6 protein-coding genes are annotated in these 18,751 nt (G+C 41.2%); all 6 read left to right on the top strand.

Features of this window, described 5'->3' with window-relative positions; genetic code table 11:
* A partial coding sequence (locus tag VB620_RS11890) for a LamG-like jellyroll fold domain-containing protein (RefSeq protein ID WP_323196364.1) occupies positions 1–2,510 on the top strand: 2,510 nt, incomplete at its 5' end.
* Positions 2,511–2,672: 162 nt separating this feature from the next.
* Positions 2,673–11,279 (top strand): amino acid adenylation domain-containing protein, encoded by an 8,607-nt coding sequence (locus VB620_RS11885; protein ID WP_323196363.1) that lies wholly within the window; start codon positions 2,673–2,675, stop codon positions 11,277–11,279.
* A gap of 210 nt (positions 11,280–11,489) precedes the next feature.
* Positions 11,490–15,941 (top strand): TIR domain-containing protein, encoded by a 4,452-nt coding sequence (locus VB620_RS11880; protein WP_323196362.1) that lies wholly within the window; start codon positions 11,490–11,492, stop codon positions 15,939–15,941.
* Positions 15,942–15,946: 5 nt separating this feature from the next.
* Complete coding sequence (locus tag VB620_RS11875; protein WP_323196361.1) at positions 15,947–16,201, top strand: TIGR03643 family protein; 255 nt, start codon at positions 15,947–15,949, stop codon at positions 16,199–16,201.
* Positions 16,202–16,231: 30 nt separating this feature from the next.
* Positions 16,232–17,731: a cryptochrome/photolyase family protein gene (locus VB620_RS11870; protein WP_323196360.1), complete on the top strand. Its 1,500-nt coding sequence runs from the start codon at positions 16,232–16,234 to the stop codon at positions 17,729–17,731.
* 227 nt (positions 17,732–17,958) lie between these two features.
* A complete protein-coding gene (locus tag VB620_RS11865) occupies positions 17,959–18,744 on the top strand; it encodes a tryptophan-rich sensory protein (protein WP_323196359.1) in 786 nt (261 codons plus the stop codon).
* The last annotated feature ends 7 nt before the right edge of the window (positions 18,745–18,751 follow it).

Below are 18,751 nucleotides of genomic sequence, written 5' to 3'. Positions count from 1 at the left end.
GCGATCGCCTATATTATCGCGTCGGGAAACTCGATGTTGAAAATCAGACAGTAACATGGAGCGCAAGTCAAGAATATGATACAGGTTCCTTAACGAGTATTAGCCTCGATCACCAAGGTAACTGTTTGGAAACTCATGTCGGTAGCGATCGCCTATATTATCGCGTCGGGAAACTCGATGTTGAAAATCAGACAGTAACATGGAGCGCAAGTCAAGAATATGATACAGGCGCTTTAACCAGTATTAGCCTCGATCACCAAGGTAACTGTTTAGAAACTCATGTCGGTAGCGATCGCCTATATTATCGTTTAGGGAAACTCGATGTTGAGAATCAGACAGTAACATGGAGCGCAAGTCAAGAATATGATACAGGCGCTTTAACGAGTATTAGCCTCGATCACCAAGGTAACTGTTTAGAAACTCATGTCGGTAGCGATCGCCTTTACTATCGTTTAGGGAAGTTAACAAATACTCAAAATTTAGCTTCTGTAATTATCATTCCAGATAGCGAAACACAAGAAACCACAGAAGAAGAAAACGAACCTATCCAATCAGAATTAGTATTTAACCCCACGGAAACCAGCCCAGTCGCAGCACCAGAAAACCCACTAATCCAGCCCAGATTAGTATTTAATGGCGAAGACTTTTATATAGACCTGGGTCGAAAACCCGAATTTAAAATTAGCCAGCGAATTACTGTAGAAGCGTGGATTAATTGCCAAGCCCAAAGAAGGCGCACCGGAATTATCACCAACATCTTTCATACTAACACAATTGCCAGTGGATATGGCTTACTCCTAGATGGTAAAAGCGGAATTTTCTTTGGCTTAAAAACTCAAGCCAAAAGGATGCAATATCTCAGTTCTAAAATAGATTCTATCAAACTAAATCATTGGCATCACATCGCCGGCACTTATGACGGCAAACGCATGAGAGTATACGTTGATGGCGTAGAAGCAGCAACCAAAGTTTTGATAGATAAGCGCATTGATTATACTCCCGAAAACGACGCAGTAATTGGGATATATAAAGATGATAATGAAGCCTATCCCTTTCAAGGTCAAATTGCCGAAGTTCGCATTTGGAACAAAACTCGTTCCGCAGCAGAAATCAAAGCTGATATGGCTCATCCACTAATTGGTAACGAAGACGGCTTAATAGGTTATTGGCCATTAAACGACGGATCGAAATTAATAGTAGAAGATAAAACAAATAATGCCAATCACGGAAATATGATTGGTAACTTTGCTTGGGTAGAAACTGAAATCACCATCAACAGCCCAGAACTACCTGCAAAGCAACCAGATGATCAAAACTCTGCAAAAACACAACCTGTAAAAATTACTCAAAACCCAACACCCATGACAGACCAAGCATCAGAGATTACCCAAGAAAAGCCTAAATCAACCAAGGCTAAACAAAAATCAAAAAATAATAATGTGAAGTACCCATATAAAATTTTATCCATTGATGGTGGTGGGATTCGGGGAATTATTCCCGCCATTATTCTCCGAGAAATTGAAAGACGTACCGAACAACCTATTGCTAATTTGTTTGACCTCATAGCCGGAACTTCAACCGGAGGAGTCCTAGCGCTAGGTTTAACTAAACCTAAAACAGACCTCACCAGTAAAGCCAGTATATTAGGAATTGAAAAACCTGCATATACTGCTCAAGACCTAGTGAGTATTTTCTCTGAGTATGGCAACGTCATATTTTATGAGACATTTTATGAAGAACTTTTGGGAGATTTTGATGAAATTCTCAAACCCAAATATACTTCCCAAGGTAAAGACGAAATCTTCCAACAATATTTTGGTAAAACCAAAATCGTAGAATCTCTCACAGAAGTTCTGATCCCCAGCTATGATATTGAGAAACGAATGCCAGTTTTTTTTACTAGCAATATCGAGGAAGAAAATATAGATTCTCGAACATTACGAAAAGTGTGTGAAGGCTTCACCATGAGAGAAGCAGCAATGGCTACCACCGCTACTCCTACCTATTTTCCTCCATATCGCATCGCCACAGCACACAACAAAAGTGGTTATTACACATTAGTAGATGGGGGAATGGTTGCTAACAATCCTACTAGTTTAGCCGTGGTAGAATCTATTTTGCGTGCTAAAGCTGCCAAACAAAGAGGTGAGGAAACTTGGGGTCTTGATAATACTCTAGTGCTGTCTTTAGGAACCGGTTCACTGAGCAAGAAATATCCCTATGATGAAGCTAAAAATTGGGGCTTGCTAGGTTGGAGTAGACCAATGTTTAATATTCTTCTAGATGCTGGAACTGAAGCTATATCTAGTCAAGTAGAAGACTTATTACCCCAACATGAGGACAAGTCAGAACAACAATATTATCGTTTCCAGGGGTATTTAGACGAAAGTCTAGAATCCATTGATAATGCCAAATCTTATAATATTCGGATACTGGCGCAAGTAGCCAAGCAAATAATTGAAGACAGAAGCGAAGAAATAGATAGTTTGTGTGAGAAGCTAGTAAACTAAAAAATCGCGTTTGTAGAGAGGGATTTATTCCTCTCTCAGTTATCAGTTATCAGTTATCAGTTATCAGTCAAGAGACAGATTTTTATCAGCATTCGCAAAATCTACAAATCCACTGGGAAGAAATTCCTAAATACAAATAATTTTAAATTCCACTCAAAACTCATGAGCGATTTATTAAAACGCCTAGATTATTTATCACCCGAACAGCGTGAATTAGTTCTGAAAAAACTGCAAATGCAGAATAAAAATTCTCCGACAAATAATCAGCAAAAAACTCCAACTCACCCCCTGGTTTCTGTAGCTAGAGACCAATTAATTCCTTTATCTTTTGCTCAACAGCGATTGTGGTTTTTAGATCAATTAGTGGGGCCTAGCGCTACATACAATACCCCAACTGCTTTAAAAATAACTGGTGAGCTAAATATTCCGGCCTTAGAGCAAACCATAATTGAGATTGTTCGTCGTCACGAAGTTTTAAGAACTAGTTTTGAGAAAATTAATGATAGCCCTGTGCAGGTGATTCATCCTACTGTCACGGTAACTTTACCAGTGGTGGACTTGCAAAGTTTATCAGATGCAGCACAAGCTACCAAAGTTCAAGAAATAGTAGACGCAGAAGCAGACAAACCCTTTAATCTCCAAGAACCGCCATTAATTCGCGGTCAAATTCTGCGCTTAGGTGAAACTTCCCATGTTTTGTTGCTGACTGTACATCATATTGCTGTTGATGGCTGGTCAATGGGGGTATTTATTCAAGAAGTATCTACCCTTTATCCGGCTTTTGTGAATGGTCAACCCTCGCCCTTACCAGAGTTAGCTATTCAATATGCAGACTTCGCTGTGTGGCAAAGAAAATGGTTGAGTGGGGAAGTTTTAGCGACTAAAATTCATTACTGGCGGCAAAAATTAGCTGGTGCGCCGCCTTTATTAGAACTCCCGACAGATAGACCGCGCCCACCGGTGGAGTCTTTTCGGGGTGGTAACTATACATTCACTGTCAGCAGTCAGCTAACACAGCAAATTTTGAGTTTGAGTCAAAAAACAGGGGTAACTCTGTTTATGACTTTACAGGCGGTATTTGTCACATTACTACATCGCTACACTGGTCAGGATGATCTTCTGGTGGGTACTCCCATCGCTAACCGTAACCGTCAAGAAATAGAACCATTAATTGGCTTTTTTGTTAATACTTTAGTGTTGCGAACTAAGGTGAATGGTCAGCTAAAATTTAGCGAAGTTCTGCAACAGGTGCAAAAAGTAGCGCTGGAGGCTTACGAACATCAAGATGTACCCTTTGAGCAGGTGGTGGAAGCTATACAGCCAGAGCGAAATATGGATCATAATCCATTGTTTCAGGTAATGTTGGTATTACAAAATGCACCCACAGGTTCATCAAAATTATCGGATTTGGAGTTAACATCCTTAGATATTGGTTCAGCCACAGCTAAACGTGATTTAACTCTTACCTGGGTAGAAACAGCAGGAGGATTAGAGGGAGTTTGGGAATATAACCGCGATTTGTTTGATGAGTCTACAATCATCAGAATGGCAGAGCATTTGCAGATTTTATTGACAGCTGTAGTTGCTAATCCGGATCAACAGATTGCCTATTTACCAATATTAACTGAGAGAGAACAGCAACAGTTACTCAGGGAATGGAATGATACGGCTGAAGAGTATCCTAGTGAGTTATGTCTGCATCAGTTGTTTGAGGCTCAGGTGGAACGCACACCGGATGCTGTGGCGGTGGAAATGCTGAATGGGGAAAACTTGACTTATGCCCAGTTAAATGCTCGTGCTAATCAGTTGGGGCATTATTTGCAAAGCCGGGGTGTGGGATCTGAGGTATTAGTGGGGATTTGTGCAGAACGCTCCTGGGATATGGTGGTGGGTTTGTTGGGGATATTGAAGGCGGGGGGAGCATATTTACCCCTAGATCCGGCTTATCCGCGCGATCGCCTGGATTATTTATTGCAAGATTCTCAAGTATCTCTGTTACTTACCCAGTCACACCTACGGGATATTTTACCAGACCATGAGCAGGTAATTTGTCTGGATACCGATTGGCAAGCGATCGCCCAACATAGCCAAGACAATCCCATCTCTCCAGTAGAATCAGCTAACTTAGCTTATGTAATTTATACCTCCGGTTCCACAGGGAAACCCAAGGGGACAATGATTATTCACCAAGGAGTAGTCAACTATCTCAGTTGGTGTATTAACGCCTATGATGTCGCTTCAGGATACGGCGCACCTGTACAGTCTTCTTTTGCATTTGATGCGACAATTACCAGCCTGTTTTCCCCGTTAATCGTGGGGGGAAAAGTAGTACTGTTACCAGAAAAACAAGAAATTACAGCCTTGTGTGATGTCTTAAGTTCCCAGCGTCAGTTTAGCTTAGTCAAGCTGACACCTGCTCATTTGGAAATGCTCAACCAAATCATTTCCCCAGAAACAGCACCGGGACAAACTAACGCCTTTGTCATTGGTGGTGAAGCCCTCCAAGGTAAAACGCTGCAATTTTGGCGACAAAATGCCCCAAATACTAGATTAATCAACGAATACGGCCCCACAGAAACTGTGGTGGGTTGCTGTATTTATGAAGTCACAGATGACACCTCATTAACAGAAACTATTTTAATTGGTCGCCCCATTGCTAACACCCAGCTATATATTTTAGACCCATACTTGCAACCAGTCCCCATTGGAGTCAGGGGTGAACTGTACATTGGTGGGGCTGGGGTAGCGCGGGGATATTTGCATCGTCCTGAGTTGACCGCAGAGAAATTTATTCCCAGCCCTTTTAGTGAGCAACCAGAGGCACGTCTGTATAAAACTGGGGATTTGGCACGGTATCGACCAGATGGCAATATTGAATACCTGGGACGCACAGACAACCAAGTAAAAGTACGGGGATTTCGGATTGAATTAGGAGAGGTGGAAGCCGCCCTGACTCAACATCCAGAGGTGCGGGAAACAGTGGTGATTACCAGAGAGGATATTCCTGGAGACAAGCGTTTAGTAGCTTATATTGTCCCTAGCTTGCAGGATGGCGATCGCACTGAGTCCACCTTAGCCCAGGAATTTGCATCAGCACAACTGTCACAATGGCAACAGGTATTTAATGATAGTTACAGTGAATCCGCCACCGACTCAGATCCTACCTTCAATATTATTGGTTGGAACGATAGCCGCACCGGTTTACTGATTCCCAAAGCCGAAATGTGGGAATGGTTAGAATCTACAGTCGCCAGGATTCTAGATTGTCAACCGCAACGGGTGTTAGAGATTGGTTGTGGAACGGGGATGCTGCTATTTAAAGTTGCGCCCCAGTGTACCGCTTACTACGGGACAGATATTTCTCCCCAGGCTTTACGGTATGTACAGCAGCAAATCAGCTTAATGGGCGGAGATTGGTCACAAGTCAAATTAGCGGCGCGTTCTGCCGAAAACTTTCAAGGAGTAGAACCGGCAAGCTTTGATACAGTTGTGATCAACTCTGTGATCCAGTATTTCCCTAGCATTGATTATCTCATGGAGGTGCTAGCAAATGCTTTTCAGGCGATCGCCACAGAAGGCTGCATATTTATCGGCGATGTCCGCAGTTTACCCCTACTCGAAGCCTTCCACGCTTCCGTACAATTAGCCCAATCACCCCCCTCACTCTCCACAGGAGACTTACAGCAACGCATCCATAGGAATTTGCATCAAGACTCAGAACTAGTAATTGATCCCGATTTCTTCACAGCACTACAACAACGCTTCCCCCAAATTAGTCATGTGCAGACTCAAATCAAACGCGGTGAATATCATAATGAACTTACCCAATTTCGTTATGATGTCACCTTACACATCGGTAACGCTGTAACCCCTGTAGTTGTAACCGAATGGTGGGATTGGCAGCAAGATAATTTAACATTACCCTTAGTTAAAAAATTCCTCACCACCGATGCACCAGAGGTTTTCGGGATTAAAAATATCCCCAACGGGCGATTAACTACAGAAATGAAATTGCTAGAACTGTTGGCAGATATGCCGGAACAGTCAACGGTCGGGGAACTTAACGCCGCGTTAAAAACAGCAACAGCCGGCATTGATCCTGAAGAATTTTGGCAGTGGGAAGAGGAATTATCCTTAAAAGTACACATCAATTGGTCAGCCACAAATAAAGGTAACTATGATGTGGTATTTATTAAAGGACATCAAGATATTCTCCCAATTTTTGCAGATTCACAAACCATCAAAGCCGGACGTAATTACGCCAACAACTTACTGCAAGGACAATTAGCACGTAAGTTAGTGCCACAACTGCGGAGTTTTCTCAAAGATAAACTCCCTGGCTACATGATGCCTAATTCCTTCATGTTATTGAGTGAATTACCCTTAACTCCTAATGGTAAAGTTGACCGAGTAGTTTTACCAGTACCCAATCTAGAACTGAGTCGGACAGTGAGTTTTGTGACTCCCCGCACCCCAGAGGAGGAAGAAATCGCCGCAATTGTGGCTGAGGTTTTGGGACTGGAAGAAATCGGTGTTTATGATAATTTCTTTGAGTTGGGGGGACATTCTCTGTTAGCAACTCAGGTAATTTCTCGCCTACAAGCAGCATTTGCAGTAGAGTTACCCCTACGGTCTTTATTTGAAGCCCCTAGCGTGGTGGAACTAGATCAATTGATTAGTCAGTTACGCCAAACTGGAACCGGATTAACCGCCAGTGCGATCGCACCCATAGCCAGAACAGGCGAACCCCTCCCCATGTCATGGGCGCAGCAGCGATTGTGGTTTCTCTATCAATTAGAAGGGGCGAGTTCTACTTACAATATGCCCAATGCTTTACAAATTACTGGGGAATTGCAAGTTGAAGCCCTGAGAAAAACACTGCGGGAAATTGTCCAACGTCACGAAATTTTACGAACCAGTTTTGATTTAGTCGATGGTAACCCAGTCCAAATCATTAACCCTGATATCGACTTCAATTTAACAGTTATCGACCTGCGAGAACTATCAACCGCCGCACAACCAGCAGCAGTAGAAAAACTCAGCACCGAAGAAGCCCAAACACCCTTTGATCTCAACCAAGCGCCTTTAGTCAGGGCGAAACTATTACAACTAAATACACATTCCCATGTGTTGCTGTTTACTATGCATCATATTGTGGCTGATGGTTGGTCAATGGGGGTAATCATTGCAGAATTGTCTGCCATATATGCAGCCTTAGCTGTGGGTGAATCTTCCCCCTTAGCAGATTTGACCATTCAGTATGCAGACTTTGCTGTGTGGCAAAGACAATGGTTAACTGGGGAAGTGTTAGAAAATAAGCTGAATTATTGGCAGCAACAACTAGCGGGCGCACCGCCTGTATTAGAATTACCCACAGACAAACCCCGTCCCCCTGTGCAGACTTTTCGGGGCGATCGCCTATCCTTCCATCTCCGCAAAGACCTCAGCGAACAGCTAAACCTCCTCAGCCAACAGGCAGGTGCTACCCTATTTATGACCTTACAAGCGGCCTTTGTCGTCTTGTTGCATCGTTACACAGGTCAAGATGATATTCTCATTGGGACACCCATCGCCAACCGCAACCGCAAAGAATTAGAATCACTAATTGGCTTTTTTGTTAATACCTTAGTCCTGAGAAATACCATCTCCGGTAATCCCAAATTCTCAGAATTATTAACTCAGGTAAAACAAGTAGCCCTGGATGCTTACGCCCATCAGGATTTACCCTTTGAGCAAGTGGTGGAAGCTGTGCAACCAGAACGCAAACTTAGCCACGCCCCTCTGTTTCAGGTAATGTTTATTTTACAGAATGCACCTATGGGTAATTTGGAATTACCAGGGTTAAGTTTTGTCCCCTTGGGGAGTGAAAATATTACCGCTAAGTTTGATTTAACTTTGTCAATTTGGGAGACAAAACAAGGTCTTGCAGGTTGGTGGGAATATAACAGTGATTTGTTTGAGCCAGAAACTATTAATCAGATGATGGCACATTTCCAAACTCTGTTAATGGGAATTGTCGCTGATTCCGCCACACCAATTGCTCAGTTACCGTTGTTGAGTGTAGCCGAACAACAAAAATTACTAGGGAATGCTCAGGAAGTTGCTACTATTCAGCAATCTCTCCCGGAATTATTTGCTACTCAAGTCGAAAAGACTCCCGATCAGGTCGCTGTGGTATTTGGAGCCAGCCAACTCACCTACAGAGAGTTAGACGCACGCGCAAATCAGTTGGCGCACCACTTGCAGAGTTTGGGAGTGCAGCCAGAAGTCTCAGTGGGTATCTGCATTGAACGTTCTCTAGATTTAGTGGTCGGTTTATTAGGGATTCTCAAAGCCGGCGGTGCTTATGTTCCTCTCGATGCGGCTTATCCCCAGGAACGCTTGGCGTATATGTTAACAGATTCCCAATCTGCCGTACTTTTAACAACAACAGAATTAGTAGAAACACTGCCGGAAACTACAGCACAGATAGTTTGTTTAGATGCCGTTTCTTTAGATAATCTGCCATCTTCAGCCCCAGCTACGGGACTAAAACCAGATAACTTAGCCTATGTAATTTATACTTCTGGCTCTACGGGTACACCCAAGGGGGTGGCTATGCCTCACCGTGCTTTAGTCAATCTGATGCAGTGGCAAATAAGTAGTAGTAATCTGGACGCTGGGGCGAAAACTCTACAATTTGCCCCGGTGAGTTTTGATGTTTCCTGTCAAGAAATATTTTCCACTTGGTGCGCTGGGGGAACGTTGGTTTTATTATCTGAAACCACACGTCAAGATCCGATGGCGTTGTTAAATTTACTTAGCCAGGAAGATATCGGCAGATTATTTTTACCTTTTGTGGCTTTGCAGCAGTTAGCAGAAGTCTCCGCTAATGTGGAATCTTTACCACCTTTACGGGAAATTATTACGGCTGGGGAACAGTTACAAGTTACACCTGCTTTGCAGAATTTCATGGACAGATTGGGAGATTGTCAGCTACATAACCAGTATGGCCCTTCGGAAACCCATGTAGTCACTGCTTTTACCTTGGGAGATGATGTCAGCCAGTGGCCGAGTTTACCACCAATTGGTCAGGCGATCGCCAATACGCAAACATACATCCTCGATGAATATCTGCAACCAGTACCCGCAGGAGTCAGGGGTGAATTGTATATCGGTGGTGTGGCTGTTGCAAGAGGATATATTAACCGTCCTGAATTGACTGAGGAAAAATTCATCACTTGGACACACAGGGAAGCCAAAGCCGACTCCCCAATTCGTCTGTACAAAACTGGTGATTTAGCCAGATATTTACCAGATGGCAATATTGAATACCTGGGACGCATTGACAATCAAGTGAAGGTGCGTGGTTTCCGCATTGAATTAGGTGAAATTGAAACGGCGTTGCAAAATCATCCCCAAGTCAAACAAGCCATTGTAATTGTCCAAGGGGAAACTGCTACCGAGAAACGCCTGATAGCTTATGTCGTCTTTACCCCAGAACAACAAGCTACATCCTCAGAATTGCGGCAATTTTTACAGCAGCAGTTACCAGAGTACATGACTCCATCGGTATTCGTCGTCTTGGATACTCTACCATTAACTCCTAGTGGTAAAGTTGATAGGCGATCGCTACCTTCACCCACTGGAATCAACCCATCACAGTTAGCAGTTGCGCCCCGGAACTCTTTAGAATTGCAACTCACACAAATTTGGTCAGAGGTTTTAAGGGTTGAGTGGGTAGGAATCCGCGATAACTTCTTTGAAATTGGTGGACATTCCCTGTTAGCCATGCGCTTAATGGCACTAATTCACCAAAAATTACACAAACAATTACCCCTAGCTTCCCTATTCCAAAACCCCACCGTCGCCGAATTAGCCCATCTACTCTCCCAGTCAACAGATGCTTCCCTGTGGTCAAGCCTAGTTCCCATTCAAACCAATGGTACTAATCCCCCCTTCTTCTGCATCCCTGGCGCAGGGGGAAATGTCCTCTACTTATATGATTTAGCCCGTAGTTTAGGCGCAGACCAACCATTTTATGGATTACAAGCCCAAGGTTTAGACGGAAAATCACAGCCACTACACCGCATTGAAGACATTGCATCTGAGTACATCCAAGCTATGCAAACCGTCCAACCCCAAGGCCCTTATTTCTTAGGGGGTCATTCCTTTGGTGGTTTAGTCGCCTTTGAGATGGCGCAGCAATTATTACAGCAAGGACAGGAAGTGGGGCTGTTAGCGATTCTTGATACTGTCGCACCAGTAAAAACATCCGTGGTCATGGAATTAGATGATGCTATGTGGTTGTTACAAGTAGCCAAAGTTATGGAAAGGTTATTTCAGACTAATCTGCAAATTGACTACGAAACTTTACAACCCTTGACTGCGGAAGCTCAGTTAGATTACTTACTAGAGCAACTCAAAATTGCCGAGATTTTCCCCGTAGATACTGATAAAACTCAATTACGAGGCTTTGTACAAGTTTATAAAACCCATACCCAAGCCTTTAGTAATTACTTCCCATCCTTGAGTCACAAAACTCCCATTACCTTATTCCGTGCGAGTGAAATTAGTGACGAAGAAAAAGCGATCGCCGAATACATGAATCGCCTAGAAGATAAAACATTAGGTTGGGATAAGTTTACAGATACAGCAGTGGATGTTCATCTAATTTCAGGTACACATTTAACCATGCTGCAAACACCCCATGTTGATTTACTCGCCGAACATTTACGAAACCTGATCCCTCAAACCCCCGTAATTCCTAACGGAGATATCAACGCCTAAGCTGAATTTATCATGTCAGCCTCGCCAGAATACAGTAGGTTAGGTGAAACTAAATCCCCACTTTGCCTAAATGTTGCGGCTTGCAAACATAAACGCTTCGGAGCGGTAGATCAAGAAACACTCCAAAAGTGGTACAAGCTATCAACTAGAGTGGCAACCGATTATCATGGTTAAAAGTGCTAATTATTCCCATCCCCATCCAAGAAGATAATGAATTCTGATTCCACTGCTCCAAAAGTCTTCATTAGCTATAGTCACGATTCAGAAGAACACAAAAAGCGTGTGCTAGAGCTTGCTAATCACCTACGAGCTAAGGGAATTGATTGTAAAATTGACGAACACCATCAGCCTCCAACAGAGGTTTGGCCTCGGTGGATGAGCAATCAAATCATCAGGGCTGAATTTGTCCTAATTGTTTGTACTCAGGTCTACCATCGTCGATTTCGAGGTGAAGAGGAACCAGGGATAGGTCGAGGGGTGATGTGGGAAGCAACTATTATTTGTAACGAAATTTATAATGACATTACCAGGCATGATAAATATATTCCTATTGTGTTTTCTGCTGAAGATAAAGGCCATATCCCGATTGAAATTCAGGGCTTTAACGTATATTGTCTAGATACAGACGAAGAATATCAAAAACTCTACTACCACATCACAAATCAAAAGCTTCATCCACAACCCCCACTGGGTAAAATCATCCCGTTATCACCATTACCACCCGTAGACGAAACCCACCACACAAATTTACGCGAAGAATTTCTTAATGCTTCTAAAGGATTGCTAAATTGGCAGAGGACATTAGGTAATAATCAACATATTGACCGACCTGAGTTAGAGCAACTTCTCAATCCCATAGAATCAGAAGATTCTTCCACAACAATAGTTCTTGGTGATCCTGGTTCTGGAAAATCTGCATTGCTAGCAACACTAGGAAATCGTGTAATTGATCAAGGTTACGTGCTACTGGCAATTAAAGCTGATTATCTCAGCAATACAATTAATAACCTTGAAGATTTGCAAAATGATGACCAGCTTCATCTAAGCATGAATCCACGAGATGCAATCAAAGCTGTTGCCAATAGAGAACGAATTGTACTATTGATAGACCAACTGGATGCAGTTGCGGAATTGCTAGATAAACGACCGGGAAGATTAAATGTTTTACTAAACCTGATTGAATCCCTTGCCGGAACAAAGGGAGTCCATATTGTTACAACTTGCCGTGAATTTGAATTCCGTCACGGTAGCCAATTTGCTCGGATTAAAGGTTTTGAATCTTTATTTCTTAGTTTGCCAACCTGGGGGCAAGTTTCTCCTTTGTTAGAAACAGAGGGGCATATACCCAATAGTATGGGGAAACCTTTACAAGAGTTACTGCAAAATCCCCTACATTTGAAGCTATTTCTTGAAGTTGCTAACCCTGGAGAAGTTTTTGATTCCTCGCAGAAGTTGCTAGATAAGTTGTGGGAAACTCGAATTCGCAATCAACCAAAACCAGAAAAATACATTGACTTTTTAGAGCGATTAGCACAACGTATGACAGAGGATGAGGTGCTGTGGTTACCTAATTCGGTAGCCGATGACTCGATAGAAGTCAGTCGATATCTTCAGCAAGCAGATATTTTGATGGTTAATCAAGATAATTTAACTCTTGGTTTTTGCCATCAAACTTACTACGATTACACATTGGCTCGTGCTTTTGCCCGTGGTTCGGCATCTTTGGTTGATTTAGTGCTGGAACGTCAAGATGGTTTGTTTGTGAGACCTATTCTGTTAAGAAGTCTCAATTATGTACGCGGGACATCTCCCCACCAGTATCAACAGCAATTGCGAACACTGTTGAATAATGCCGAGATTAATGTGCGAACCCATATTTATACACTACTGATTGAATTTGTAGGGTCACAAAATAAACCTGAACCTGTTGAGGCTGAACTTCTCATCCCCCTTCTCAATTCAAATACAGAAGCACCCAAAGTTTTAGATGCGATGATTGGTAGCCCAGGTTGGTTCACTCGTCTCCGCCACAGTCCTGAGTTTTGGCAGTGGTTAGAAAAGCCACCTAATGAGGCTGCTTATTGTGGTTCTATCTTATTCGCAGCGACTCAGTTTGCAGTAGATGATGTCTGGAATATCCTAGAAAGGTATTGGCTGAATGATGTAAGATACGATTTTTTGAGTATCAGGATTATGCGGCAAATTCAGGAGTGGAATTATAAGAGAGTATGCCACGCTGAACAAGTAATTCGGCGTTCCAATATAGATTGGTATGATGTTTCTGCAATTGCAGAAATAGTTGTAGAAAACTTACCAGACCTTGCATCAAGAATTATCCGCGCTCATTTGGATTATGAATTAGAACAAGCTATCTTTGAAAGTAATAAAGCAGTTCCTGAATTATCACCTGATGCAGATGAAGCAGAAAGATATGTTCATGCCCGTAAACATAATACAAAAAATTTCTTCACTAATTTACTTGAAAGTAGAAGAGATTTTCATGAAATAGAAACTTTTGCTATAAAAAATCCAAAAGCTTTTTTAAAATATGTCTGGCCTTGGTGGATTGATATATTAAATCGAATTGTAGATCAAGATAATTATCAAATAACTAGATACAATGAAGATAACCTAATTAGTTTAGATTTTAACAGAGGAGAACTTATACAAGCAGTTCTATCGGCTATTTTGCAACTAGCCAAACAAGATACACAGGCTTTTATAGATTTTGTCAATAAAAATATTAGCTCTGATTTACTGCTGATTCACCGCTTAATAGCTCGCGGATTAGTAGAGATAGCATCTGAGGAATCGCAGTTAGTATTAGATTACTTACTTGGAGATGTTAGACGTTTTAATTTAGGAGATTATAGTAAGGCTAATAAGGAAACAAAGTTACTCATAGAAGCAATTTGTCCCTATCTCCAACCCCAAGATATAGTTCGCATAGAGCAAGCAATCCGTAATTTTAGGTACTACTTTAAAGATCGTGAACTTTCACCTGACTTACGATTACGTTTTTTACAGTATAACCGTCAAGCTCAACTTAGGCTTCTACTCACCATCCCTGAACAATATCTAAGTTCAGATGCACAACGATGGCGCGACGAATTAATTCGTGCCTTTCCTTGGATTATTAATGAAAAACAAGAAAATTCCTCTACAATTGCACACAGTGTAGGTCCACGAATGACAGTAGAGGAAATGAAACGTGCATCTGATGAAGAATTGCTGAACTTATTTAATGAACTAGCAGACATAACAGATACAGATTATATGATGCGTCCTTGGGATGCATCATCACAGGCTGATGAATTTAGTAAACTAGTTAAAGATGATCCAGATCGTTTTCTTCGCATTCTTCCACAACTTCAGCCACAGCGTCATGAAATGTATGCTGGTTATACGTTGAAAGAACTTGCAGAAACTGATTTTCCAGTAAATAATTTGATTCAGCTTATAGAAGGACTTGAACAACGTAGATTTATTTCTGAAGAATTCCGCTCAACTGTTGCATCTGCTTTAAAAAAAATCGCAGAACGTAATCAAGGACTTCCACAATCAATTCTGTCTTTGCTAGAGAATTGGTTATCAACACATACAAAACCAGATTTATCTCAGTATCGTGACGAAGAAAAAAAGGGTTCACATGATCTAAAAATACCAATTCTTTTTGGTTTAGGTGGCTCACATTTTCCACCTGATGGTAGAGGTGCAATTGTAAGAGCGATCGCTGGTGGTTATTTAAAGCAAAACCCTCCAGATTTAGAAAATTGGGCAACATTTATTAAATCTCAGCTAAGAGTAGAACAACATCCAGCAGTTTGGGTAGATATTTTAACAAATATGCCTGTTTTATTAAATGGCGATCGCACTCAAGCAACTGAACTGTTTGATGCTGTAATCCGCAATTGTCCTCAAGTACTCTACTACAGATGGGCGCTTTTATCTATTTCTCGCAGTGTTGGATGGTTTGAGCCGCAAGAAATAGTTCAAGGTTGGTTAGAAATGCTTTTAGCAGAGGACTCAAGCTTTTGTCATCAAGTTTATGGAGAATTGTTGCTAATTCACTATTTCCAATATGAGGATGAATGGTCAGTGGCAAGAATTCACCATCATCTTGCAAACCAGGATAATGAAGCTATTCTCTGCGGTTTAGCTCATGCAGCAAGCTATCTGTGGGTTAAAAATAAATGTCGAAAGATTCCAGCAAAAATTCTCTACTGTCTTGCTTCCTCTTCAGTTGAAACTATTCAAGCTGTTGTAGCTAGTGTCTTTCACCGTAGTCAAGAACATTTCGAGTTAGATTCTGGAATGCACCAATTAATTAAGTCAGTGTGTAATAATAAGCCAATACTCTTAGAAGCTGCTTCAGATATTATTGAAATAATTGAAGATAAAAATTTAGTTGATACAGAACCTCAGATAGTATCTGAAATTTGTCAGAGTATACTGAGCATAGTGGGTACTGAAACCAGGCATCCTGTCATACGATTAGTTAGGACAGCCGAAATTTTCACGACAATTGCTATTAAGCTGCATCGTCAGTACAAGTACCGTGAAATTGGTCTAAAAATCTTTGAACAACTACTTGCTTTAAATTTGAGAGAAACTAGCTCTGCTTTGGAAAATCTTGATCGCAAACCAAACCGAAATAGATAAAACCCATGAAATTACCCGAACTCAATTCCGCAACCATAGATCGCATTATAGAAATGGCTTGGGAAGATAGAACCCCTTTTGAAGCTATTGAAATTCAATTTGGTTTATCAGAAAAAGAGGTAATTAAACTCATGCGGCGAGAAATGAAAGAATCTAGTTTTAAAATGTGGCGTAAGCGAGTCACCAGTCGGAAAACAAAACACCTAAAGGAGCGAGACTTTATTGCTGGTAGATTTAAATCCCAGAATCAAAAAACCTAAAATTTTAACTTGATTAATTATTTATAACTAATGACTATTGGGATTTGGATATTAGGCGACCAGCTTTCGCAACAACAAGCCGCATTACAAAGTTGTGCTAATCAACAAAATGTACCTGTAATTTTTATCGAATCACTACAATATATCCAAGCCCGTCCTTATCATCAACAAAAGCTAATTTTGATTTGGTCAGCAATGCGGCATTTTGCCCAAGAGTTGCGCCAACTCAAATATTCAGTTACCTACAAAATAGCGGAAGATTTTACAACCCCACTGCAAGCATGGGTCGAAGAAAATGGAATTACCCAATTGCGGGTAATGATGCCCAATGACCGACCATTCAGCCAGATAATTCAAAATTTAGACCTTCCTTGTGAAATTAGCCTCATTCCTAATAATCATTTTTTGTGGAATACAGCAGAATTTAATAATTGGGCATCTGGTCGTAAACGCCTGTTAATGGAGGATTTTTATCGAGCAGGAAGGCGGCGATTTCAAGTTTTAATGGATGAAGATCAACCAATAGGAGGAAAGTGGAATTTAGATAAAGAAAATCGTCAACCTCCCAAAGGAAAGTTAAATACACCTCCTGTAAAATGGTTTAAACCTGATCAGATTACCCTTGATGTGATTGCTCAAGTTAAGTCTCTGAAAATTCCCACCTATGGAAACTTAGAGCCGTTTAATTGGGGAGTAAATCGCCACGAAGCCCTACAAGTTTTAGATTGGTTTATTCAACATCGCTTATCTAATTTTGGCACTTATCAAGATGCGATGGTAACAGGAGAAGAAACCCTATGGCACGGCTTAATTTCCCCTTACTTAAATATTGGTTTACTCCAACCTTTAGAAGTGATTCAAGCAGTGGAAGCAGCTTATAAACAACGCCAACTTCCATTAAATAGTGTAGAAGGATTTATTCGTCAGGTATTAGGTTGGCGAGAATATATGCGTGGAATCTATCATTTTGTAGATGCAGATTACCCAGAAAACAATTGGTTTAACCACAGCCAACCATTACCGGAGTTCTTTTGGACTGGTGAAACTGAAATGAATTGTTTACACCAGATTCTCACCCAAGTCCAACGTACAGGTTATGCTCATCATATCCAGCGATTAATGGTGTTAAGTAATTTTGCATTAATTGCGGGAATTGAACCACAAGCAATAGAAAATTGGTTTCATGCTGCATTTATTGATGCTTATGACTGGGTAATGCAGACAAATGTGATCGGTATGGGTTTATTTGCCGATGGAGGAATATTAGCATCTAAACCCTATGCTGCTTCTGCTAACTACATCAATAAGATGAGTGATTATTGCAAAAGTTGTGTTTATAACCATAAACAACGCATAGGTGAAAATGCTTGTCCGTTCAATTTCTTTTATTGGGATTTTCTGCACCGACACCGTGAGCAACTCAAGTCTCAAGGACGGATGAGTTTTATATTAAAGAACCTAGATAAAATGTCTCCTGAAGAATTAGATGCTATTCGCCAACAAGCTGAAGATTGGCACACTAAAAACTAATTTAAATTATCAAGAATAAATCTGATTACATAGTTATTAATCTGATTAAAAAAATCAGGAATAATCAAGCTCTAATTTATAAAGAGGTAAAATAAAACTAGACAAACACAGGACTTACGCAAAAACTCTCTGAAATTCTGATTCCTCTGTGTCCTCTGCGTCTCTGTGGTTAGTTATTCCGTAATTTCTGCGTAAGTCCTAAAAGATATAAGTTATCTAATGATATTATGCAAAATTCCCCATCTAAAAATAACCAGGATTTTATCCGACAACTGGCGACGCTGATAGCAATTGTTGCTGGTTTTGCTGTGAACGTGGTATCAAATATTATTCCTCCCAATGGACTTAGCATAGGAGAAACTTCTAATACTTTATTCGCTGATGTGCTGATTATTCCCGCTAACTATGCTTTTGCTATTTGGGGATTAATTTATTTAGGCTTGTTTGCTTTAGGAATTTACCAATTTCTTCCTAACCAGAAACAGGATGTAGATTTACGGAAAACCGGATATTTGTTGGTACTTGCATCTGTTTTTCAAATTATCTGGGTCTATCTTTTCTTGTATCAACTATTTGGGCTTTCTGTAATCGCAATTCTGTTAATTCTGCTACCCTTGATTGCTGTCTATTTGCGGTTAGAAATTGGGAAAAAGCGTGTGTCTCAGATCAAGAGGTGGTGCGTTCATTTTCCTATTAGTATTTATCTGGGCTGGATTAGCGTGGCGACTATTGTAAATGTGGCTTCTTGGTTATATTTGCAAGAATGGAATGGTTGGGGAATTACGGCGGAATTATGGACTGCTATGATGTTGTTGGTAGCTTTTGCGATCGCCGCAGTGATGGCGGTAAAAAATCGAGACTTTGCTTATTCAGGAGTCACAGTTTGGGCAGTAGTTGCGATCGCCATCAAGCACTGGAATAATTCTTTACTCAGAAATGTAGCACTAATTTTGGCACTGGCCTTGGTTGTAATCATGATGACGAGAAGTTTTGGCAATGAACCCACAGCCTAAATAGACC

The sequence above is a fragment of the Nodularia harveyana UHCC-0300 genome (assembly GCF_034931085.1).
In the GTDB taxonomy this organism is placed as follows: domain Bacteria; phylum Cyanobacteriota; class Cyanobacteriia; order Cyanobacteriales; family Nostocaceae; genus Nodularia; species Nodularia harveyana.
This window is presented reverse-complemented; position numbering and strand designations above follow the sequence as displayed.

Bases quoted from the DNA above. Each gene is read 5' to 3' on its own strand.
- VB620_RS11885 (WP_323196363.1), top strand. From the start codon at position 2,673: ATGAGCGATTTATTAAAACGCCTAGATTATTTATCACCCGAACAGCGT.
- VB620_RS11880 (WP_323196362.1), top strand. From the start codon at position 11,490: ATGAATTCTGATTCCACTGCTCCAAAAGTCTTCATTAGCTATAGTCAC.
- VB620_RS11875 (WP_323196361.1), top strand. From the start codon at position 15,947: ATGAAATTACCCGAACTCAATTCCGCAACCATAGATCGCATTATAGAA.
- VB620_RS11870 (WP_323196360.1), top strand. From the start codon at position 16,232: ATGACTATTGGGATTTGGATATTAGGCGACCAGCTTTCGCAACAACAA.
- VB620_RS11865 (WP_323196359.1), top strand. From the start codon at position 17,959: ATGCAAAATTCCCCATCTAAAAATAACCAGGATTTTATCCGACAACTG.